Origin of the sequence: Caballeronia sp. GAFFF1, assembly GCF_023630705.1 — a bacterium.
Classification (GTDB): domain Bacteria; phylum Pseudomonadota; class Gammaproteobacteria; order Burkholderiales; family Burkholderiaceae; genus Caballeronia.
This window is the reverse complement of sequence record NZ_JALQEM010000006.1, coordinates 52,970-73,708: the sequence shown is the minus strand read 5'-3', so window position 1 is coordinate 73,708 and position 20,739 is coordinate 52,970. Positions and strand designations below refer to the sequence as shown.

General features: G+C 62.8%; 24 protein-coding genes. 14 read left to right on the top strand and 10 right to left on the bottom strand.

Annotated features, from left to right (window positions below):
• Positions 1–13: 13 nt before the first annotated feature.
• Positions 14–1,948 carry an ATP-binding cassette domain-containing protein gene (locus NCR37_RS04230; RefSeq protein ID WP_250471941.1) on the bottom strand — a complete coding sequence of 645 codons (1,935 nt, stop codon included), beginning with the start codon at positions 1,946–1,948 and terminating at the stop codon, positions 14–16.
• A 130-nt stretch (positions 1,949–2,078) separates the two neighbouring features.
• Entirely contained in the window at positions 2,079–2,480 is a 402-nt protein-coding gene (locus NCR37_RS04225; RefSeq protein WP_250471909.1) for a DUF4399 domain-containing protein, read from the bottom strand.
• Positions 2,481–2,671: 191 nt separating this feature from the next.
• Between NCR37_RS04225 and NCR37_RS04220 the strand changes: the two genes are divergently transcribed.
• The gene (locus NCR37_RS04220; protein WP_159835653.1) at positions 2,672–2,854 is read left to right on the top strand and encodes a rubredoxin; all 183 of its coding nucleotides are present in this window, start codon (positions 2,672–2,674) and stop codon (positions 2,852–2,854) included.
• A 31-nt stretch (positions 2,855–2,885) separates the two neighbouring features.
• Here the strand turns inward: NCR37_RS04220 and NCR37_RS04215 are convergent, their stop codons facing one another.
• From NCR37_RS04215 to NCR37_RS04205, 3 genes are all read right to left on the bottom strand, one after another.
• Positions 2,886–3,629 carry a class I SAM-dependent methyltransferase gene (locus NCR37_RS04215; RefSeq protein ID WP_250471908.1) on the bottom strand — a complete coding sequence of 248 codons (744 nt, stop codon included), beginning with the start codon at positions 3,627–3,629 and terminating at the stop codon, positions 2,886–2,888.
• Positions 3,629–4,432 (bottom strand): bestrophin-like domain, encoded by an 804-nt coding sequence (locus NCR37_RS04210; RefSeq protein WP_250471907.1) that lies wholly within the window; start codon positions 4,430–4,432, stop codon positions 3,629–3,631. The genes NCR37_RS04215 and NCR37_RS04210 overlap by 1 nt, the downstream gene beginning before the upstream one ends.
• 80 nt (positions 4,433–4,512) lie before the next feature.
• The gene (locus NCR37_RS04205; RefSeq protein ID WP_250471906.1) at positions 4,513–5,454 is read right to left on the bottom strand and encodes a LysR family transcriptional regulator; all 942 of its coding nucleotides are present in this window, start codon (positions 5,452–5,454) and stop codon (positions 4,513–4,515) included.
• A gap of 111 nt (positions 5,455–5,565) precedes the next feature.
• On the opposite strand from NCR37_RS04205, the gene NCR37_RS04200 reads away from it, so the two are divergent.
• From NCR37_RS04200 to NCR37_RS04190, 3 genes are all read left to right on the top strand, one after another.
• Complete coding sequence (locus tag NCR37_RS04200) at positions 5,566–6,729, top strand: alpha/beta fold hydrolase (RefSeq protein WP_250471905.1); 1,164 nt, start codon at positions 5,566–5,568, stop codon at positions 6,727–6,729.
• Between the two features lie 103 nt (positions 6,730–6,832).
• On the top strand, positions 6,833–7,669 hold the full coding sequence (locus tag NCR37_RS04195; RefSeq protein ID WP_250471904.1) for a helix-turn-helix domain-containing protein: 837 nt from the start codon (positions 6,833–6,835) through the stop codon (positions 7,667–7,669).
• Between the two features lie 107 nt (positions 7,670–7,776).
• On the top strand, positions 7,777–8,325 hold the full coding sequence (locus NCR37_RS04190) for a carboxymuconolactone decarboxylase family protein (RefSeq protein WP_250471903.1): 549 nt from the start codon (positions 7,777–7,779) through the stop codon (positions 8,323–8,325).
• 44 nt (positions 8,326–8,369) lie between these two features.
• Here NCR37_RS04190 and NCR37_RS04185 read toward each other — a convergent pair whose 3' ends face one another.
• Positions 8,370–9,872, bottom strand: coding sequence for a histidine kinase famiy protein (locus NCR37_RS04185; protein WP_284506783.1), 1,503 nt, complete (start codon positions 9,870–9,872; stop codon positions 8,370–8,372).
• Here NCR37_RS04185 and NCR37_RS28360 point away from each other — a divergent pair.
• The gene (locus tag NCR37_RS28360) at positions 9,871–10,050 is read left to right on the top strand and encodes a hypothetical protein (RefSeq protein WP_284506782.1); all 180 of its coding nucleotides are present in this window, start codon (positions 9,871–9,873) and stop codon (positions 10,048–10,050) included. The genes NCR37_RS04185 and NCR37_RS28360 overlap by 2 nt on opposite strands.
• Positions 10,051–10,090: 40 nt before the next feature.
• On the opposite strand, the gene NCR37_RS04180 is transcribed toward NCR37_RS28360, so the two are convergent.
• Positions 10,091–10,495: a cupin domain-containing protein gene (locus NCR37_RS04180; RefSeq protein ID WP_250471901.1), complete on the bottom strand. Its 405-nt coding sequence runs from the start codon at positions 10,493–10,495 to the stop codon at positions 10,091–10,093.
• A gap of 76 nt (positions 10,496–10,571) precedes the next feature.
• Entirely contained in the window at positions 10,572–11,462 is an 891-nt protein-coding gene (locus NCR37_RS04175; RefSeq protein ID WP_250471900.1) for a LysR family transcriptional regulator, read from the bottom strand.
• Positions 11,463–11,577: 115 nt separating this feature from the next.
• Between NCR37_RS04175 and NCR37_RS04170 the strand changes: the two genes are divergently transcribed.
• The 3 genes from NCR37_RS04170 (at position 11,578) to NCR37_RS04160 (ending at position 14,487) form a co-directional block, all read left to right on the top strand.
• Positions 11,578–12,441: an SDR family oxidoreductase gene (locus NCR37_RS04170; RefSeq protein ID WP_250471899.1), complete on the top strand. Its 864-nt coding sequence runs from the start codon at positions 11,578–11,580 to the stop codon at positions 12,439–12,441.
• 397 nt (positions 12,442–12,838) lie between these two features.
• Entirely contained in the window at positions 12,839–13,759 is a 921-nt protein-coding gene (locus NCR37_RS04165; protein WP_250471898.1) for an abortive infection family protein, read from the top strand.
• A 314-nt stretch (positions 13,760–14,073) separates the two neighbouring features.
• The gene (locus NCR37_RS04160) at positions 14,074–14,487 is read left to right on the top strand and encodes a hypothetical protein (RefSeq protein WP_250471897.1); all 414 of its coding nucleotides are present in this window, start codon (positions 14,074–14,076) and stop codon (positions 14,485–14,487) included.
• Here the strand turns inward: NCR37_RS04160 and NCR37_RS04155 are convergent.
• On the bottom strand, positions 14,484–15,068 hold the full coding sequence (locus NCR37_RS04155) for a hypothetical protein (protein ID WP_250471896.1): 585 nt from the start codon (positions 15,066–15,068) through the stop codon (positions 14,484–14,486). The two genes, NCR37_RS04160 and NCR37_RS04155, sit on opposite strands and share 4 nt — an antisense overlap.
• A gap of 186 nt (positions 15,069–15,254) precedes the next feature.
• Here NCR37_RS04155 and NCR37_RS04150 point away from each other — a divergent pair, with 186 nt between their 5' ends.
• From NCR37_RS04150 to NCR37_RS04130, 6 genes are all read left to right on the top strand, one after another.
• Entirely contained in the window at positions 15,255–15,842 is a 588-nt protein-coding gene (locus tag NCR37_RS04150; RefSeq protein ID WP_250471895.1) for a recombinase family protein, read from the top strand.
• Positions 15,843–15,958: 116 nt separating this feature from the next.
• Positions 15,959–16,360, top strand: a complete 402-nt coding sequence (locus NCR37_RS04145) for a hypothetical protein (RefSeq protein WP_250471894.1) — start codon at positions 15,959–15,961, stop codon at positions 16,358–16,360.
• Positions 16,361–17,025: 665 nt separating this feature from the next.
• Positions 17,026–17,277, top strand: coding sequence for a hypothetical protein (locus NCR37_RS04140; protein ID WP_250471893.1), 252 nt, complete (start codon positions 17,026–17,028; stop codon positions 17,275–17,277).
• A complete protein-coding gene (locus NCR37_RS04135) occupies positions 17,277–17,984 on the top strand; it encodes a hypothetical protein (protein WP_250471892.1) in 708 nt (235 codons plus the stop codon). The genes NCR37_RS04140 and NCR37_RS04135 overlap by 1 nt, the downstream gene beginning before the upstream one ends.
• Before the next feature lie 22 nt (positions 17,985–18,006).
• The gene (locus tag NCR37_RS28355) at positions 18,007–18,138 is read left to right on the top strand and encodes a hypothetical protein (protein ID WP_284506781.1); all 132 of its coding nucleotides are present in this window, start codon (positions 18,007–18,009) and stop codon (positions 18,136–18,138) included.
• Between the two features lie 115 nt (positions 18,139–18,253).
• Positions 18,254–19,201: a ParB N-terminal domain-containing protein gene (locus NCR37_RS04130; RefSeq protein WP_250471891.1), complete on the top strand. Its 948-nt coding sequence runs from the start codon at positions 18,254–18,256 to the stop codon at positions 19,199–19,201.
• A 25-nt stretch (positions 19,202–19,226) separates the two neighbouring features.
• On the opposite strand, the gene NCR37_RS04125 is transcribed toward NCR37_RS04130, so the two are convergent.
• Positions 19,227–20,663, bottom strand: a complete 1,437-nt coding sequence (locus tag NCR37_RS04125; protein ID WP_250471890.1) for a site-specific integrase — start codon at positions 20,661–20,663, stop codon at positions 19,227–19,229.
• Between the last annotated feature and the right edge of the window lie 76 nt (positions 20,664–20,739).

Genomic DNA, 20,739 nt, shown 5'->3' with positions numbered 1-20,739 from the left:
CGCTAAACGGGGCCTATCCGCGCTTCGCTTCGAGCTCTTCCCAGCGCTCCAGCGCGACGAGCAATTCTTCTTCGATGGCCGCGTGTCGCTCAGAAAGGCGCGCGCCTTCTTTCGCGTCCGTGGCGAAAATGGAGCCGTCTTCGAGTTGCGCGCCGATGCGCTTCTGCTCCTCTTCCAGTTCCGCGATGCGCGCGGGCAGCGCTTCCAGTTCGCGCTGTTCCTTGAACGAGAGCTTGACCGTGCGCTGCGCGTTGCGGCCCGCCGCGCTTTCCTTCGGCGCGTCTTCCTTGGGCGCTTCCTTCGCGCTTTGCCGCGCGGCTTCCTCGGCGATGCGGTCCGAACGTTCGCGCTGAACCTGCCAGTCCGAGAAGCCGCCGACATACTCGCGCCACTTGCCGCCGCCTTCCGCCGCGAACACGGACGTCGCCACGTTGTCGAGAAACGCGCGGTCGTGGCTCACGAGCAGCACGGTGCCGTCGTAGTCCGCGAGCAGTTCTTCGAGCAGTTCGAGCGTGGGAATATCGAGGTCGTTGGTCGGCTCGTCGAGCACCAGCACGTTCGCCGGACGCGCGAAAAGGCGCGCCAGCAAGAGGCGATTGCGCTCGCCGCCCGAGAGCGACCGCACCGGCGAGCGCGCCCGCTCGGGCGCGAACAGGAAGTCGCCGAGATAGCTCATGACGTGCTTTTTCACGCCGTTCACTTCGACCCATTCGCTGCCGGGACTGATGGTGTCGGCTAGCGATTTGTCGAGGTCGAGCTGCGCGCGCATCTGATCGAAATACGCGGTTTGAATGTTGGTGCCGGTGCGCACGCGGCCTGCGTCCGGCTGCAACTCGCCGAGAATCAGCTTGAGCAGCGTGGTCTTGCCGGCGCCGTTCGGCCCGACGAGACCGATCTTGTCGCCGCGCATGACCGTGGCCGTGAAGCTGTCGACGATGGTGCGCGCGCCATAACGTTTCGTCACGTCCGTCAGTTCCGCGACGATCTTGCCGGACTTCTCGCCCTGCCCGACGTCGAGCCTCACATTGCCCTGCACGTTGCGCCGTTCGGCGCGTTCCTGGCGCATTTCGACGAGCCGCGCAATGCGCCCGACGCTGCGCGTGCGCCGCGCCTCCACGCCCTTGCGAATCCACACTTCTTCCTGCGCAAGCAGCTTGTCGAACTTGGCCTGCTCCACTTGCTCGACTTCGAGCTGCTGCGCCTTGCGAATCTGATACGCGCTGAAGTTGCCCGGATACGACAGCAGGCGCCCGCGATCCAGTTCCACGATGCGCGTGGCCACGCGATCCAGAAACGCGCGGTCGTGCGTGATGAAAAGCAGGCCCGTGCGCAGCGTGACGAGCAGTTCTTCGAGCCAGCGAATGCCTTCGAAGTCCAGATGGTTGGTCGGCTCGTCCAGCAGCAACACGTCCGGCTGCACCACGAGCGCCCGCGCCAGCGCGACGCGCTTTCGCATGCCGCCGGAAAGCGAACCCGCGCGGGCCTCGCCGTCGAGGCCGATCTGCGCGAGCGTGGTTGCGACGCGCGTGCGCCAGTTCCAGGCATCGCGCGTATCGAGCGCCGATTGCAGCGTGTTCATGCGCGCGAGCAACGCGTCGTGCTCCGCGCCTTCAGGCGTGTCCGCGAGCCGGTGCGCGACGGCATCGTATTCGTCGAGCAGCGTGCGCGCATCGACGAGGCCGGAGGCGACGACATCGAACACGGATGCGTCCAGATCGAATTCCGGCTCCTGCGGCACATAGACGGTCGTGAGTTCGCTCTGGCGCGTGACGAGCCCGTCGTCGGGCGCGGCGAGTCCCGCGACGATCTTGAGCAGTGACGACTTGCCCGCGCCGTTGCGGCCGATCAGCCCGACACGTTCGCCCGCTTCGAGCGAGAAGTCGGCGTGATCCAGCAACGCGACGTGGCCGAACGCGAGTTGTGCGTCCGTGATGGAATAAAGCGACATGGGGATGAATGCGAACGAAGGCGATACCGAGGAAGCGGTCATTGTACCGATGTTCCCTCGCCCCGAAGGTCGCATCGGCCGAAGGGACAAGGGCGCGCGGGCCGTGGCGCGCGCCCGTCTGCCGTCGGGCCTACTTGACGTGGACCTTGATCGTCTGCGCCATCTCCGGCCCGTACGAGCGATGCGCGCCGTCGCCGAGCTGCATCGTCAGCGTGTGGTCGCCGGGCGGCAGCTTCACGTCGGCTTCGGTCTGCGCCTTGCCGTAATGCAGCGACGTCTCGCTCGCCGGGATCACGGTTCCTTTGGGCAGCGGGCCGCTGTCGATCAGCAGATGATGATGCCCCGTGCCTTCCGTCATCGTGCCGGCCGGCGCGAGCGTCATGCCCTCGACGCCGAACTTCACATGGACAGGGCTCGTGACGGTGGCGCCGTCTTTCGGCTCGATGAAGTACACGCGCGACTGCGCGTGCGCGTGGCCCGCGAAGGCCGCCGCAACGACGATGGCGCCGGCTAATACGGTCTTGTTCAGCATGGTCTTCTCCTTATTGGTGGAGCGAGCGTCGCTTCAGGCAGCAACGGCGACTCAGCATACACCTGCCTTTCGGCCAACCGCATCGACGCGCGTTTTTGCGACGGCGCTTCGGGTAAGATGCCGGCTCGCCGTTTCCCGAGCCCTATTCTCGGGCTTGCACGGCCCTTTTCCATTTGAATCAAGAGTCTGTCGTGAGCGAAGTCATCGAATACAAAAGCTGGGTATGCCTGATTTGCGGCTGGGTCTACAACGAGCAGGACGGCCTGCCGGGTCAAGGCATCGCGCCGGGCACGCGTTTCGCCGATATTCCCGCTAGCTGGCGCTGCCCGGAATGCGACGTCGGCAAGGAAGATTTCGTCGTCGTCGAGTTCTGAAGCAACACGGCGCCGCGCTTGCGGCGCTCTTTCAGCGCGCCACCGCGATCAACTCGCGGCTCGTTTCGTCCACCGGCGCGCGGTTCCAGTCCCCATACCAGTCGATCTGCGCGAAGCCCGCGCGGGTGAGCAGTTGCGCGAGTTCGTCGCGGCTGCGAAAGCGCAGTTCGCTTTCGGCGCGCAGCGTGTCCGTCTCGCCATCGAAGCGCGCGTAAGTCGTAAACGCAACGCGCCCGGTCGCGAGCGGATCGGGGCTCGCGTGCCGCTCCTGCCAGACATCGACGGCGCGTCCGTCCGCACTCTGGATGCGCCTTAGCGAGCGTTCCGCCGTCCAGTCGTCCCACGCCCGCGCCGCCGGATTGCGGCTCTCGAACGCGATGCGCCCGCCGAAACGCAACGCGCGTCGCGCGGCGGCAAGCGTCGCGAAGAATGATGCATCGTCGAGAAATACTTGCGCGACGTGACCGGTCATCACGAGCAGGTCGGCCGCGCCGACGAACGGCAGCGCAGACGCATCGCCCTCGATCCATGTCACGCGCTCGCCTGACGGACGGCCGCGCGCAATCTCGAGCATCTGCGGCGACGGATCGATGCCCGTCACGCGATAGCCGCGCCCGGCAAGCTCGCAGGCAAGCAGACCGGTGCCGCATCCGAGGTCGATCACATGCGCCGCCGACTCGGCGAGCGCCACGTAGAACGCCGTGTCGGCAGCGGCGGAATTGAGCGCGTCGTAGAGCGCGACGAGGCGCGGGTCGGCATAGAGATTCGTCGGCATCAGCGGCTTTGGTAGGCGAGCGCTTCGCGCATCGGCTGGCTGTGGACCATGATCGGGCCGGTGAACGGCGTATCGAGATCGAGAATGACGAGCACGGCCGACGCGATGGAAAGCGCGCCCAGCATGATCGTCACGAGAGACAGCGCGTTGCGCGGGGCGATCAGCCCGAAGCACAGAAAGATGATGAGCAGCCAGCCGACGAGAATGCGGTCGAACGGATAGGAAATGGTGCCGTGCGCTTCCTCGATCAGCTTCCAGCGCAGCGCGATGAGCTGATCGAAGCGCGTGGCGGTGCTGTCGGCGAGCTTGCGGTGATAGGCGTCGGCGGGCTGAAGCAACCGGACCTGACGCTGCCCGCGATCGAGCAGTTCGCCCAGCGCGCGGCTTTCGAGTTTGCCGCTCGCGTGCGGCGACGGTTCCACTTGCGGATAGTAGTCGCCCGGCGGATGCGGCTCGGCCGGCCATGTGCTCGCAATCGCCGCCGCCGTGTAGCTGCGCAGCACGGTGCGCGTTTCGTCGAGGTCCGCGCCGTAGTCGCGCATCGCCCGGTCGAGTTCGATGATCGCGGCGGCGTAGGCGCGCACGTCGTTATCGGTGGTATCGAACACGGTTTTGGCCGATGCCGTCAGCAAGCCCAGCACGAGCGCGGCGAACGTCACCAGCATGCCGACGACGAGTTGCACGAGCTGCACCGTTTCCTGCGCCTTGTGCTCCTCCGGCAGGAGCGGCCGAATGATCGCGCCGATGCCGGTGCTTGCGAGCAGCAGAAAGAACACCAGCAGCGCGGATTCGATTTCGGTCATGAGCGCATGAGCCGCGAGCGAGAAATGGGTGTGCCCGCATTATCCGGTGGAAACGGCTCGCGGTCCAATGCGGGCGGCGACTAAGGCTGACGATTGGCGGCTTGCCATGGCCGCGTTCCCGTGTCCCACGGCGGTTCGTCGCCGAACGCCTCCGCGAGGTAATCCACGAATCGGCGCACCTTGAGCGGGATGCCCCGCGCGCCCGGTAAGACCGCCTGAATCAACAGTTCGGTCGCGCGGTAGTCGGGCAGCAGCGCGACGAGTTCGCCGCGGCGCACATGCTCTCCGAAGACGAAGCTCGGGCCGTACGCGATTCCGGCTCCGGCGAGCGCGGCGGACAGCAACATCTGCGTGTTGTTCGCCGAAATGCGCGCAGGTCCGTCGATGACATAGGTGCGGTTGTCCGCATCGAACAAGGTCCAGTCGCCCGCAGACACGGCTTCGCTGAACACGAGCCTTGGCGCGCCCAGCAGATGGTCGGGCGTGCGCGGCGCACCGTGCCGCTCGATGTACCCGGGCGACGCGCACACGATCATGCGGCATGGCGCGATGCGGCGCGTCACCAGCGCCGGATCGTCCAGACGACCGATGCGGATCGCGACGTCTATGCCGGCGTCGAGCAGGTCCACATACCGGTCGCCGAGGTCCACTTCCACATTCACTTGCGGATGGTCGCGGACATATCGCGCGATGACATCGCCGAGATGCATCGCGCCGAACGTCACGGGCGCCGCGACCCGCAGCACGCCGCGCACCGAAGCCTGCGAATCGCTTACTGCGCGATTGGCTTCAGCGAAGGCCTCCAGAATCTGCTTGCTGCGTTCGTAATAGGTCTGGCCCGCATCGGTCAGGCTGAGACGCCGGGTCGTGCGCTGAAGCAGGCGCGCATTCAGCCTCGCCTCGATCTCGGTGACATGTTTGCCCGCCATCGCAGGCGACAATCCGAAACGACGCGCCGCCGCAGCCAGGCTTCCTTCCTCCACCGCCGCGACGAACACGCCAAGACTGGTCAGTCGGTCCATGGCCCTCCCCGATTCGATCACCGCATTATCGACTGCCGCCACTGATCGGGCAATTATCAGAGCGCACGCGCACGCCTACGATGCACGCATGTCACGAACCGAGGCGAAGAGATGAAGATCGAAACGAACGGCACGCGGATTCACGTCACGCAGCGCGGTAGCGGGGACATCGCGCTCGTATTTCTGCACTACTACGGCGGCTCGTCGCGGACCTGGGACGGCGTTGCGGACGAACTGGGCGACCGTTATCGCATCGTTGCCACCGATCATCGCGGATGGGGCCATTCCGACGCCCCCGCGAATGGCTACGGCATCGCCGATCTGGCCGCGGATGCCGAAGGCGTGATCGGCGCGCTCGGCTTGCGGCGCTACATGCTCGTCGGTCATTCCATGGGCGGCAAGGTCGCGCAACTGATCGCTTCCCGGCGGCCGAAGGGACTGCAAGGGCTCGTGCTCGTCGCGCCGTCGCCGCCCTCGCCCATGCGCCTCTCGGAGCAGGAACGCGCGACCTTGTCGGGCGCTTACGTATCGCGCGAATCGGTCGAATTCGTTATCGACCACGTGCTGACCGGAAGACCGCTCGACGCGGCCCGTCGCGAACGAGTCATCGAAGACAGCCTGAAGGGCGCGCCGCAAGCGAAAGCCGCGTGGCCTGAAATCGGCATGAGCGAGGACCTGACGGCCGCGGTGGCGTCGATCGACGTGCCCACCGTCGTCATCTCGGGAGAACTGGACCGGGTCGATCGCATGGACACGTTGCAGAACGAGCTTCTGCCGCGCATCCCGCATGCGGCGATGGTCGTGCTGCCCGGCGTCGGACATCTGTCGCCGCTCGAAACGCCGACGGACATCGCACGCGTCATCGCGCGCTTCGTCGGCGAGATCGAGAACGGATCGGCGGGTTGTCGTGCGCCGGAGGACGTGCCGCTTGCCTTCGATGCGGCGATTAACGCGGGCGACCTCGACGGACTTCTTCGCCTCTTTCGCAACGATGCCACGATGCGTCTGACGAACGGCGTCGAAATTCGCGCGCGCCCGGATGAAGCGCGCCGCGCGATGGCGCAACTGCTGGCCGCGAAGCCGCGCATTCGCAATACGGTGCGTCGCGTGCTGTCGAGCGGAAACATCGCGCTGGTTCTGGCGGATTGGACGCTGGCTGTTACGCTACCCAACGGGCTGCCGCATGTCGAATCGGGCCGCGCGACTCAGGTCATGCAGAAAGGACCGGACAATGCCTGGCGGCTGAGAATCTCGAATCCCCTGGGCCTGAACTGAGTTGCGCGGCTTTGCGTTCAAGCCGCGATTACATGCGATGTCATTGCGCGAGGCGGCCGCGAGTCGCTAAAGTCGATACGCCTTGCCACTTACGAAGGAGACCATGAGCGCATCGAACCTCCGCTATCGGGAATCGAACGATTTGCGCGCCTTGCTGCGTCACTGGCGCGAGGCGCGCGGCTTCAGCCAGCTCGACCTGTCGCTCGTTGCCGGGATTTCGCAGCGCCAGATCAGCTTCATCGAAAGCGGGCGCAGCGTGCCGGGCCGGCAAACGCTCATGAATATCGCGCAGTCGCTCGATGTGCCGCTGCGGGAACGCAACGCGCTGCTGCTGTCGGCCGGTTATGCCCCGATGTATTCCGAGGCCGAGTGGAGCGACAAGGAAATGTCCGTCGTCATGGGCGCTGCGACGCGGATGCTGCAGCAGCACGAGCCCTTCCCCGCCATCGTGATGGACCGCTATTGGAACGTAGTCCTGAGCAATCGCGCGGCGCCGGCTTTCTTCGATTGCTTCATCGACATGGCGGCGCGCACGGGACCGCGCAACATCCTGCATCTGATGTTCGATCCGCAAGGCATGCGGCCGCATATCGCGGACTGGGAAAGCGTCGCGCTCAGTCTCTTGCAGCGCGTGCATCGCGAAGCGGTCGGACATGTCGTCGATGCCCGGACGCAGCAACTTCTCGATGCGCTGTTGGCTTATCCCGGCGTGCGTCCGGAGTGGCGCTCGCAAGCCATGACGGCGTCCTCGTCCACGCTGCCTGTCGTGCCATTGAGTTTCATGAAAGACGGCGCGGTGCTCAATTACTTCTCCATGATCACGACGGTCGGCACCCCGTCGACGGTCGCTGCGCAGGAACTGCGGATCGAGTGCATGTTTCCGGCCGATAGCGAAATCGAAGCGCGGCACATCGCGTTGCTGCAAGCCGCACGCGAGTAGCGTCGAACCGATGACATGCCATGTAATTGGCCGGATGCTTCCGCGCGACTAAGCTGTGTGTGTCGTTCGGTTGTTCATCTCGTATCGCCACTTCATAAGGACTCCCCATGACTCAGTTTACCGTCTATACGCTCGACTCCGCTCCCGCTGATTCGAAGCCCGCGCTCAACGCCCTCGCTCAGGCGTTCGGCATGGTGCCGAACATCGCAGGCGCCCTCGCCGGTTCGCCCCGATTAATCAACGGGCTCGTAGGCGTATTTCAGCAAGTACATGGCGGCAACTTCACCGAAGCGCAGATTCAGGCGCTACTGCTTACAAACGCCGTGACGAACGGCGCTGCATGGCCCATTGCTTTCCACTCGTATCTTGCGTTGCAGGCAGGCCTGAGCCAAGCGGATGTTCAGGCGATCCGCGAACGCCGCCTGCCGCATGACGATCGGCTCGCGGCATTGTCGGCCCTGGCGCGCGCCCTCATCGAAGGTCGTGGCCGCGTGGACGAACAGGTGATCGCGTCGTTCATCGGCGCGGGCTTCGATCAGGAACGGGTGCTCGAAGTCATTCTCGTCGTGGCGGCATCGACAATGACGAACTACACCGCGAGCGTCACGCAGCCGCCGCTCGAGGCGCTGTTCGAGGCGCACGCGTGGGCGGACTAGCGCGACGCGCGGCGAAGCCTGCGCTTGTCGCGCAGGCTTTGCGGTCAACTGTCGGTGCCGGGATTGTGCAGCGCCTGCGAGATCGCCGCGCGCAACTCGATTGCCTGATACGGCTTGTGCAGCACCGGAAACTCAGTGCCGTCGATGTCGTTTCTCGCGATGGACGTGTCGGCGTAGCCGGTCGTCAGCAAGACGCGCAGCAGTGGCTTGCGGCGCTTCGCTTCCTGCGCGAGCATTACGCCGTTCATGCCTCCCGGCATGATGAGGTCGGTGAAGAGCAGTTCGATGTCCGCGTCTCCGCCCAGCATTTCGAGAGCGTCATGCGCCCCATGTGCCACGCGCGTCTTGTACCCGCCTTGCTGCAGGATCATCGCGGCGACTTCGGCCACGTCGGGCCGGTCGTCGACAACGAGGATCGTCTCGTTGTGCGCGGACTCGGCGACACGTCTGTGCCGCTGCTCGATGGATGGTTCCGCCGCCACCGCCGGAAAGTAGAGCCGCACCGTTGTGCCGTGGCCCGGCTCGGAGTAGATATCGACCGCGCCGCCCGATTGTCTCGCGAAGCCGTAGACCATCGATAAACCCAGGCCCGTTCCCTTTCCTTCTTCCTTCGTGGTGAAGAACGGGTCCATCACATGCGCAAGAATATGGGCAGGAATGCCGGTGCCGTTGTCACTCACCGACATCCACACATACTCGCCGGGCGTGAGTTGCGCGAATCCGATGGGCCTTCTATCGGTCAGCGACAGATTGCCGGTGCGCACCGTGACTTGAGGCTTGTCCTTACCGTGAAGCGCGTCGCGCGCATTCAGAAGCAGGTTGAGCACCGCCACTTCCAGTTGCGAAGCGTCGAGCTGACAATTGCGCAGCGCCGGGTCCGGAACGAAGGTGAGCGCTCCGCTGTCGCCGAACGTGTTTTCCGCGAGTTCCCGAATGTCGGCGAGCCGCGCGTTGAGGTTGATGATCCGGCCGCGCAGTTCCTGCTTCCGCGCGAACGCGAGCAATTGCTGCGTGAGCGTAGACGCTCGCGTGATCGCATCGCGCATCCGCTCCACCGGCATCACGAACCGGCTCAGGTCGAACCGCTCTTCGATGCCGAGCTTCATCACATCCACATAGCCGCTCATGACCTGCAACAGGTTGTTGAAGTCGTGCGCGATGCCCCCTGTCAATTGCCCGAGTGCTTCCATCTTCTGCGATTGCCGCAGCGCCTCTTCCGCGTCGCGGCGGCGGCTGATATCGAGTTGAGACGCGAAGAAATACACGATTTCGCCGGCTTCGTTTCTGACCGGCGAGATAAAGAGCGCGTTCCAGAAGGTCGATCCGTCCTTGCGATAGTTCAGCACCTCGATATTGATTTCGCGGCCCTGTCGGACGGCATCGCGAATCTCGGACACGGTAGCCTGGCTCGTCTCCGGCCCTTGCAAGAGCCGGCAGTTCTGCCCGATCAACTCCTCGACGCTGAAGCCCGTCAGATTGAGGAATGCCGAGTTCACGAAGACGATCGGGTTGTCGGGCTGGTTCGGGTCGGTGACGAGCATGGGCATGCGCGTCGTCGAAACAGCCGCGAAGAAGATATCGTTCGAATGGTCGCTGAAGGATGGCCGTACGTTGCTTACGGTGGGGCGCTCGATGTTCAATTTTTGTCCTCGTTCTGGCCGCATCCGCCGTCTGGCGGTGCTCGAGGACCGCCGAAACCCGGCGATGTGTCGGCGAGGATTCTAACTTGCGGCGCCGAACGTTGTCGCTTTTGCGTGGACGTAAATCACGCTCTCGGCGCGCCGCTCAGCTGCTCTTCTATCGTCCTCGTCAGCGGCGACTGCACGTCGCCCGTATGCTTCGTCTCTACGGGCTCGATCAGCACGATCCAGCATTCCTCGTCGGCGACCGGGTTATGCAGCGTGCCGCGCGGCACGACGTGCATGGAGCCCGCGGGCAAGTGCACGGCTCGGCCGCCTCCGTATTCGATGGTGAGATTGCCGCGCACGACGAAGAACAACTCGTCTTCGTTCGCGTGGTCGTGCCACGCGAGTTGACCGCGCACCTTGGCGACCTTCACATACTGATCGTTGACCTGCGCGACGACTTTCGGCGACCAATATTCGCTGACATCGCTGAACGCGGTTTCGAGGTCGAATGAATCGGCAAACTGAAAAAGAGGCATGGTCATCTCCACGTGAACAAGACGTTGGGTCCAGCGTGACGCGGACTCTAACGCATAAGCCGACGATGTGCCCGATTCACCGTCATTCGATCAGTGCCGCGAGTTCGTCCGCCGTGCCCAACGGAAACGATGCCTTGAGGTGCGCGAGAAAAGCCGACACGCGCGTGCTCAACAAGCGCCTCGACGGATACAGCGCCCACAACGCGATCTCCGGCCCGTCGACATCGCCCCAATGCGCGAGCGTGCCGGCGGCGATATCCCGGCTCACCAGCGACAGCGGCAGACAGGCGGCGCCCACGCCGAGGCGAACGGTGTCGCGCACCATGACGAGAGACGACAGGTGCGCAACCGGCTCGATAAGGATGCGCGCTTTTCCCCGCGCGCCGATCACGTCCCAGTACGCAGTGTCTTCGGGCGCGCCGCGAACGACTGCGCGAACGCTGGATTCCGCGGCCGGTCGCTTTAGTCCCGGCTTCGCCACGACGACGAGCCGGTCGCGCAAGAAGATGCGCCCGACCAGCGTTTCGTTCGGTTCAGGATTGACGCGGATCACGAGGTCATACCCTTCTTCGATCATGTTGACCGGGCGATCTTCTGTCGTCACTTCGATGCGGACCTGCGGGTGCTTCATGACGAACGACGCGACCAGCTTCCCCATGGCTATCTGCGAGAAGAGCGCGGGCGCGCTGATGCGCAAGCGGCCGCGCGGCTCATCGCTACCGGATGCAATGGCGACGGCGCTTTCGTTGAGTTCGGCAAGGAGCGCACCCGTGCGCTCGTAAAGCGCGCGGCCTTCCTGAGTGAGGACGACGCCGCGCGGCCCGCGTTCGAAAAGCCGTATGCGAAGGTCGTTTTCGAGTTCGGCGACGCGGCGCGAAAGCGTCGCCTTCGGCCGCTCGGACGCGCGAGCGGCCTCTCCGAAGCTGCCGTAACGCGCGACGAGATTGAAGTCAGCGAGAGCGAGAAGATCCATGCGGGTCCTAGTCAGCGTTCCATCGGTGAGACGCTACGTCTCTATATCACATCTTCCGGACATTCAGTGGATCACCTACCTTAGGTGCATGCCAACCACTTGAAGGAGTTCCACCATGACTATTCTCGTTACCGGCGCCACCGGCCGCGTCGGCCGTCAGGTCGTCGAACAACTCGTCAGCCGCCATGCGGATGTGCGCGTGCTCGTGCGCGATCCATCGAAAGCGCACTTCCCGGCCGAAGTGACGGTCGCACAGGGCGATATGCTCGATATCGATTCACTTCGCCGGGCCTTCGCCGGCGCGCGCACGCTGTTCCTGCTCAACGCGGTCGCGGGCGACGAGTTCACGCAGGCGCTGATCTCGCTGAACATCGCGCGTGAGTCGGGCGTCGAGCGCGTGGTCTATCTGTCGGTCATGCACGCGGACCGGTTCGTCAACGTGCCGCACTTCGCGGTGAAGTCCGGCGCCGAGCGAATGATCGAGCAAATGGGTTTCAGCGCGACGATCCTGCGCCCTGCGTACTTCATCGACAACGAACTGATGATTCGGGACATCGTCGTCGATCACGGCGTCTATCCGATGCCGATCGGGAGCAAGGGCGTCGCCATGGTCGACACGCGGGATATCGCGGAGGTCGCGGCCATCGAACTGTTGCGTCGCAACGAGGCCGCCGCGGATCTTCCCGTCGAGGTCATCGATCTTGTCGGACCCGATACATTGACGGGCACCGCTCTGGCGTCCATCTGGTCCGACGTGCTCGGCCGGCCGGTGTCCTACGGCGGCGACGATCCGAGCGGGTTCGAGCAGAACCTTGCGGGCTTCATGCCGAAGTGGATGGCCTACGAGATGCGTCTGATGGCCGAGCGCTATGTCAGCGACGGCATGGTGCCGGAAGACGGCGACGTTGAACGCCTGGTGCGCTTGCTGGGCCGTCCGCTGCACACGTACCGCGACTTCGTCACGCAACTGGCGGGTTGAGCGGCGCGGTTGCTGATTGACGAGGGACGAATCGGTATTCGCGGGTGCCGACGAAGGGAGGCGTCGGCGGCGCATAGGGAAGCTATCGTGGTCCCCCCGGCAGGTTTCGATTGTCGAAATCACTGGGGGAATGCCGAGGGGCGCATGGGCAGCAAACCCAATCCTATTAAGGATCTCGGTTGGTTGGCAACTGTCGGCACGCAAGTTCATTCTGTTCATGTAGTACCTGACATACCCTTCGTGTAGTACCAGTTCGGGGCGGGCCGCCAGCTTCGCGAGGAAGACTTCGCAGCTTATTAGACAGACTGACGCGGTTCAGCGAGAATGCCAGCGGCACGGCGTCTACCACTTAGGCGGTATCGAAGCCGATTATCACAACCGCACCGCCCGACCTACAATGGTTTCTTTCAATTTGTTTTCAAAGCGCCAGAAGCGAGCGCGGGGCGAGATGCCCGATGTCTATGTGTACGACTCGCTGCCCCGTGAACTGAGGGTCCAAATCGTTCAGATCATCGAGGACGCCTTCGGACAGGACACCTTCCACTCATCGCACGCTACAGACGCTTATGAGTTTGTAAAGCGCACGCTGTGCCGGGAATACGGGGTCTTCGAACTCACCAAAAACGCAGCTTCTGATGCTGAGTCCGTGTTTAATTTCTTCCTATGGGAGGAGAACATTGAGCAAGCGCTCGACGTTATCGAATTGAGCTTCAAGGTCGTCACGCATATCTCGACCGACCAGGACTATAAACAGATGACCCGACGCCGGGTGTCACCCGAAGACGCGATCGTTGAACTGAACGAGCGATTTAAGGAACACGGCGTCGGTTACACATTCGAGTCAAACGAAATTCTTCGAATCGACTCACAGTATCTCCACGCTGAAGCGGTTAAACCAGCCCTGTCTGTGCTGCGCGGGAGCGCATTCCAGGGAGCGAATGAAGAGTTTCTGCTGGCTCATGAGCACTACCGTCACGGTCGGCACAAGGAATGCCTAGTCGACGCTCTGAAAGCACTCGAGAGCACTATGAAGTCAATCGCCAAGCAGCGACGGTGGGCTACTAAGCCAGGCGACACTGCAAAAGCTCTAATCGCCGCTTGCTTTTCGAATGGGCTTTTACCCCCTTATCTAGAGTCCCAGTTTGCTGCACTGCGCACCTTACTCGAAAGTGGATTGCCGACTGTACGGAATAAGCTCGGCGGTCACGGGCAAGGCACAGACCCGCTCACCGTTCCGGCATACTTTGCCAGGTATGCGTTAAATCTAACGGCAACGTCGATCCTGTTCCTTGTTGAGGCCAACGCCGCGTTGAATTAGCGGGCGGATTCGCCCCCACCGGGGGGCGTCTTTCCTGTCAAACACGCCCCCTGTTTCTGCGAGACCCCCAGGGGGGTGTAGGGGGGTCTTTCTTTTCGGACTTTCCAAATTTCTGGCGGGCGACTCTCCTGCACGATCTGCAACAACAATAACAACGCGAGAGCCTTTACCGGCTTTTTTAAGCGCTCGAAACTGAGGCATAGGGGGTACCTTGAAAAACCCGAACCGAGATAAACTCCGACGAAACGAGCGCGAGTGACAACGCGCCGCCGAGACCAGACCTCAGAAACAAAACGAGAACGAAGGGGAAAGCAATGGGAGCAGCACGCGGGGGCAGTATCGAACGGCGTGAACCGACCTTGGACCGTGGGGACCTCGCCGCCTTCGCACGGCGTAGCGACGAGAGCGCTACCCGGTCTGACGCAGTCTATCAGTGGCGGCAGGACTTCGAAGAGCGGCGGCTGCTTGAGACCCGCGCAGCGTATGTCAAGCTCGGACTTTGGCTCCTGGCGTGGTTCGGCATGGTCTGCGTCTGCCAGCAAGCGGCCCAGTCGCTCCAGCCGCGCAGCCCTGACGGTCTCATGTACCTCCTCGCGGCGATAGGATCCGCTGCGCTGCTGCTCGTCGCTTTCTGGCGCACCGTATGGCGGCTAATGTGGTGGCTCATCGGGCTTGTGATCGTCCTCGCGATTATTAAAGGCGCGTTCTTGATCATCTTCGCACTCTAGTTCGTCAACAGAGTGGCGGCGCTATCGGGGGAGGCAACACGCACGCCGAACAGCGAACTTAACCGCTCGGCCCTCGATGGAGCATGGAAATTCCTATCGGAGGTCACGAACACGTCGCGGGCCGCGTGCACATGACTCCACAGCGCTTGAACATCGCATCGTGCGTTGCGCCACTTCTTGCTTTGCTCGACCAGCTTGGTCGGGTCTAGCCCGCTTAATTTGCAGAAGTCCTCCCACTCGTAAGGGATTCCAGGGAAGAGCACTTCGTGGATCTGCTTGTCTTTCTCCATCATTCCATCGTCCGACCAGACGGAGAAATCCCAAAAGGTCACGTCGAAAATTAGCATAGGTGGCAACAGGTCTAGGTGGCCGAGACCGAGTGACTCCACCCGTTTCTGGAAGTCCGTGAAGGATTCGAGGTGCGCTCCGGCGCGTTGTCGCTCAGACGCCGAAATAGCCACTAAGGCGACGGAGGCCTTGCCCTCAGCGTGTGCAGCGGAAAGCGCCATCACCGCGCCTGCTTCAGGTCTGCCCTCATCGACCGCCAGGAGGCAATTGGTGTCTAAAGTGAATGTGATCATTCGCGCCGCGCCTCTCAAGTGACTGCGGACATCGTATCAAACGGTAGCCCGCCCCTCGCAAAACTAGTAAGTAACGACAGCCCCTTCCGACACGATGCGACGCCCTGTCAAAAGTCCTGTTGACGGATTGTGATGGTACCATCATAATTTGACCCAACTTATGACAATACCTGACAGGGGAACAGCATGGCACGCATCGCTTATTTTCGGGTATCGACCCGAGACCAGTCCATCGAGTCGCAACGCGCCGCCATGGGCGGAAACTTCGACAAAGAGTTCAGCGACCAGGGCGTTAGCGGGACAGTAGAGGCTATGGACCGACCAGGGTTCAAGGCATGCGCCGACTACCTCCGCGAAGGCGACACCCTCCAGGTCTACGCAGTCGACCGCCTGGGCCGCGACTCTATCGACGTCCAGACCACCGTGCGCGACCTCCGCGCTAAGGGCGTGATTGTCGACGTTCACGGCCTGGGTCCGATTGTCGGGGACGCTGGCGAGCTAATCCTTGCCCTCCTCGCACAAGTTGCCCAGATGGAGCGCAACCGGATCGCGTCCCGCACCGATGCCGGTCGAGAGCTTGCCAAGCAAGCCCTTGCGGCCACCGGCAAGACGCACCGAGGCAAGGCCAGCCTGGGCCGTCCGGTTCAGCACGATGCAGCCGCAATCGCCGCCTGGTCTTGGGAGAACCGCAGCATCACCAAGGCTGCGGAGCATTTCGGCGTGAGCGAAGCGACCGTCAGCAGAGCACGTAGAGCCTTTCCCAAGGCCGCGTGAGAGAAGCAAGGGACCGCAACGACGAGGCGGTCTCACATCACAGGGCCACTCAAGCCCACATCCCACAAATACGCCCACCCGAAGCGGCCCCGCGCCGCCCTTACACACAACACCCAATGGACGAAGATACCAACCGAGCGAAGCCCCGGATGCGGGGACCCGACAAGAAGCCCCGGAAGCGTCGCACGGACAATCCCGCGCGGTTCCTGCCGAACACCGAGGACGCGCACCGGATTGCCAAGGAGCGTGGCAACCACGTGGGACGGCCCTGGGGAAGCCGAACAGGCTGGACCCGGAAGGAGCGCCGCATCTCGCTTGCGATGGCCCAAGCCCAGGCCAAGCTGATGGTCGATTACTGGTACAAGACCGGTGAATGGCCCGGGAGGGAGACCCGTGCAACCCTCTATGAAGCAATCCCGCGCCAGATACTGCAGCAATGGACGGCAATGCTTGAGAGGCGCAAGGAGCGAGCGGAGACATTCAAAGCGGTCGAGACAGCCGCGTGGCAATACCGATAAGCAGTAGACGCACTTCCAGCCGCGCTCTTTTCGACAGGCGCACCAACCCCAACCGCCCTGGGGGCCACCACGGGACCCGTCCGGTGCATTTAGGGCCTGCTTTAGAAAAGGGCTGCACACCCGTTACCCCGCACTATAGAAAGGAATACCCACCACTATAGAAAGGGATGCGGCCTCCGAACGCCGCCAGCCCGCCACAGGACCGACGATCTGCATTTGCTACTTCCGTTAGAAAGAAGCGGTGCTTTAACTAGTCCACACCTAAGAAGGAAGACCCTTCGGGCCGCAAGCCTCCCTCTATCGGACCGGTGGATTCAATTGACGTTTTATTAGTCGACGGTTTAAGAAGAATGCTCCGGCAGTGCAAGACCACCGCCCTGCAGCGGCGGGCGACGAGCCGGTATCTCGCATTTAGTCGACACCATAGTAAGAAAGGGGTCGCGCTCCCCAGAGCGGAAGTCACGTACCGATAGCGGGTCGACTATCCCGGAGCAGCCCCTGTAGCGCCCAGGAGCGCCCTGGGACCCCTCAAGCCATTCCCCCTCTATTCACCGCCGCGTCGCAGCCTGCTCTACGCGCCCATAGACGGGTCGCGCGGCCCATTCACGCCCTTAGTCGTCCTACAGGCACGCAATCTCAGTTTTTTTTTCCTAACAAATACGATCATGACCACACCCAAGACCGACGCCACCTATCTCAAGCGCCGCGCCAAACGAGGCACCAAGGCCGCAGCCCTCACAGCAGCCCGCAAGGCCGGACTCAAGACCTTTATCTGGAAATGTCCGCACCACGGCGAGACCCTCCATGGGACCGCAGGGTCCGGACAGTGCCGACTGTGTGTCGCCCGGTTCAAGAAGGACCACGGTGAACGGGTGAAGGCCCTGATGACCGAGCAGCCCGAGAGGGAGGCCGCGTAATGACCGCCAACATGAAACCGACGAAGAAGGCAGCCGCATCTGCAGCACGCGAGCGCGGCGAAGACCGCTTCCTGTGGCCCTGTAAGACCCACGGAGAACACCCTCACTACGCGAGCAGTAGCTCGTGCGTTGCGTGTCAGCGCGAGCGAGCCGGAAAGAGGTGGAACCGCACCCGTTCGGATCCGGAGGCACGGGCGAGCCATAACGAACGACAACGCGCCGCCATGGCGAGGCTGAGAGAGCAACCGGGCCAGCGAGCCAAGGACATCAACAGTGCCGCCCTCGGACGTTTGCGGGGCCTTGGCCGCCCCAAGACAGCCATGCCGACCACCGCGACCTTGAAGCAGTGCCTGCAGATCATTGAGGCCGCACCCGAGGGGGCGGATCTCGACCACGCAATTCCGCTGAAGGGCGTTCATCCGATCTCGGGGGAGTGGGTTGTCAGCGGACTTCACACGCCTTACAACCTCGAGCCGATGCTACCACGCTCGAACAAGCGGAAGAGCCACTACTTCGACCCTGAGAACCCCCTCGAATTTCAGAAGCCGTACAACTCGTTCCCCGGCGGTCAGTTCTATGGCGGGATCGGAGAGATCGAGTTCATGCGGTACACGACCCCGACGACGCTGGAACTGATGACCGTCGACGAGTATGAGGCGCTGTTCATCCAAACCGCTAACGAAGAATGCGACAAGGCGTGCGCCTAATCACAGCAACCGACCAACGAAGATGACGACCGAAGACATCGAAAGAACTCTCTGGGCAATTCTCTCGGCCATGCAAGAGCGGAAACGTGAGACCGGCGCAGGGTCGCTGGCAGACGACCTGATTGAAGAGGTTGCCACTCAAGGCAACGCATGAGAGCACCGAGCAGGAGCCATCTGGCCCTCGCCCCTTTATCTCGACCAGCCCGATAGGAAATCCCTACCGCAGGAAATTTCCTGTCCGAGGGGCCCTCAATACGAACGAACACAACATGTTGAAACCCTTACCAGATAAGGCTCGCAAGTCCCATGAGTGGACCGAGACCGACATCGAAAATTCGCAAATTCAATGGAAAAAAGGCTCATGCACGGATCTCGTCGTGCCGCTCAGGAAGGTCTTGGTTTGCCCCAAGGTGTTCCAGGTGCGCGACCTCCACACCAAGTCCAAAGCCGGGATCACGAACGGCGACCACGTCACCAAATTGGTGGAGCGCCTGGACAAAGAGACCGACCTCGACCCGATTCTTGTCCTCCCGATCAGCGCCAACCGTTTCGTGGTCGTTGACGGCACGCACCGCAGGGCCGCGTATGCCCAACGAGATCGTCAGACCATCCCCGTACGCATCTTCACCGGAACCTTATCCGAGGCGCGTATCGCGGCAGGTCGGAGCGAGAACGCAAAGCGCAAGCTGGAATGGACGCACCAGGAAAAATCACAGTACCTTTATCAACTCATCCTGGAGCGCCCCAGGCACCCCAACGGTAAGCCGTGGACGCACAAGGAATGCGCCGAGGCGGCAGACCGAAGTGAGCGGATGGCCCGCCACATGGAGCGGTTCATTCGACGCTGCAAGGACGAAGGCAAGCCGATCCCGGAGAAGTGGACCGGCGGCGCGTGGTCGTCCGACGAGGACGAGACAGAGAGCGCCGAGGAGCGCCTGGCGCGACAATTTGCCGAGAAGCTGCGAGCCGCCCTGGGACCGCTCACCTCCCCCGGGAAAGCGCGGGCGCTGGGAATCGCGCTGGGCCAGTACACCGAGCGTGCCGACCAAGTAGCTCTGGCACTCGTCGAGGCGGGAGGGCTGCGGGACGTGATCGTGGAAGGTGTCGACGAGATGATCGCGGAGCAGGCCGAGGAGCACGCGGAGGCCATGCAGGCCCAAGCAGCCACGAGGCAGTATCTGTCTGGGTTGTCCGCAGCGGTGGGCGCGGGGTTTTAGCCGTACCGCGCCGCCGTCCTATGTGCTATCCGTGTACCGGCGCGACCGCCTTGGTCATCCACTCTGCCAACTGCTCGAGCTTGTACCCTTCTCCGTAGTTCGCCCCCATTCCTGGGCTCTTGTGACCAGTGATCCGGTCTCGGACTGAGTCCGGGCAACCGACCGCCCGCAGAAGGTCTTCCATGCCATGGCGCAGGGAGTGATTGCCGAGCTTTGTCCCGACGAGTCCTTCGCGAGTCCGGACCCACTGCACCAGAGATGCACTGGCGGCGTTCGCCCTGCATTTGGTGTCGTTGGTGTACCTGGGGAACAGAAACGGCGAGTGGTCCGCGAGCCGCAGCGCGGCCTTTGCCGCCTCGAGGGCCTTTGGCGTCAACGGGACCTTCCGTGCGGACCCAAGCCCGGTCTTGAGCGACCGCCAGGGATGCTCCTTCAGGTCCAGATACGGCACGGCGGCGCGAAGGTGCACGTCAGCAGCCGCCAGGCCGACAATTTCCCCGAGCCGCGCACCGGTTTCCGCGACCAAGGTCAGGATGCAGCGCAGTTGATCCGGACCCTCCTTCGCGAAATGCCGCTCAATAGCACTGTGCAGGTAACGGTACTGGTCGACGGTGAACGTCTCGCGCTTGACCGCATCCTTACCGGCCTTTGGAATCTCCACCTGGGCGAACACGTTAGCGATGGGCAGTTCGTTCTCCCGGATCGCACGGGCGAATGCGGCCCTTACATTTGTGAGGTATCGACTGACTGTGGTTGTACTTACGGCTTTGCCGCCTTTCCCGTGCTTGCCAGCCAGCAGCCATCTAACGAACTCGTTCACGTCCGGGCGCTTCACGCTCTGTAAGTCCCGGTCTTTCCCTGGGACCGGAGAGCGACCCTCGAGAAAGGCGAACAGATAGCCGAAGACCATACGCGCATCCTTTTCGGTCTCGGGCCGCGCTGCCACGTACTGCTCGAGGCAGTCTTCCAGTGTGAACTTGACCCGCCGCTGGACCATCTGAAACGCTGCGGCCTGAACGGGCGTCAAGTAGCGGTCCAATTGCCGCCCTTCCGTGATGTCCTCGTTCTCGACCACGGACCGGGGAAGTTGATGCTCTAAGAAGGTGTGGAAGTGGTCGACCGCCTCCGGGGTGGTCTCCGGGGCCGAGGGATCGACGCCGTTCAGAAGAAGAAGCTCATGGGCTTCGCGGAGGACACCCTGCCGCGTAGGGTTCCGCAACTGCGCCCAATCCCTGTCAGTCTGCTCTACCAGTGCAGGGATTAGCTTGGACGCCACTCGAGGGTCGGTCGTCTGCAGGGAGACCACGTAATGCACTTTACCCGCGTACTTGGAGCCTGCGGGAGGGAGTGGCTTGATGTCGTCCGGAACTCGGCGCTTGAAGAACAGCAGCGAGCCCTTGGACTTCTGCCAAACGTATTTCAGCTTTACGGACACGATTGAAGAGAGCTGCAGGAATGCCATGGGGTACCCATTGTAGTACTGGATGTAGTACCCATGCTTACCCTTGAGAAGCCCGCCGGGCAAGCCTGTTAAGGCT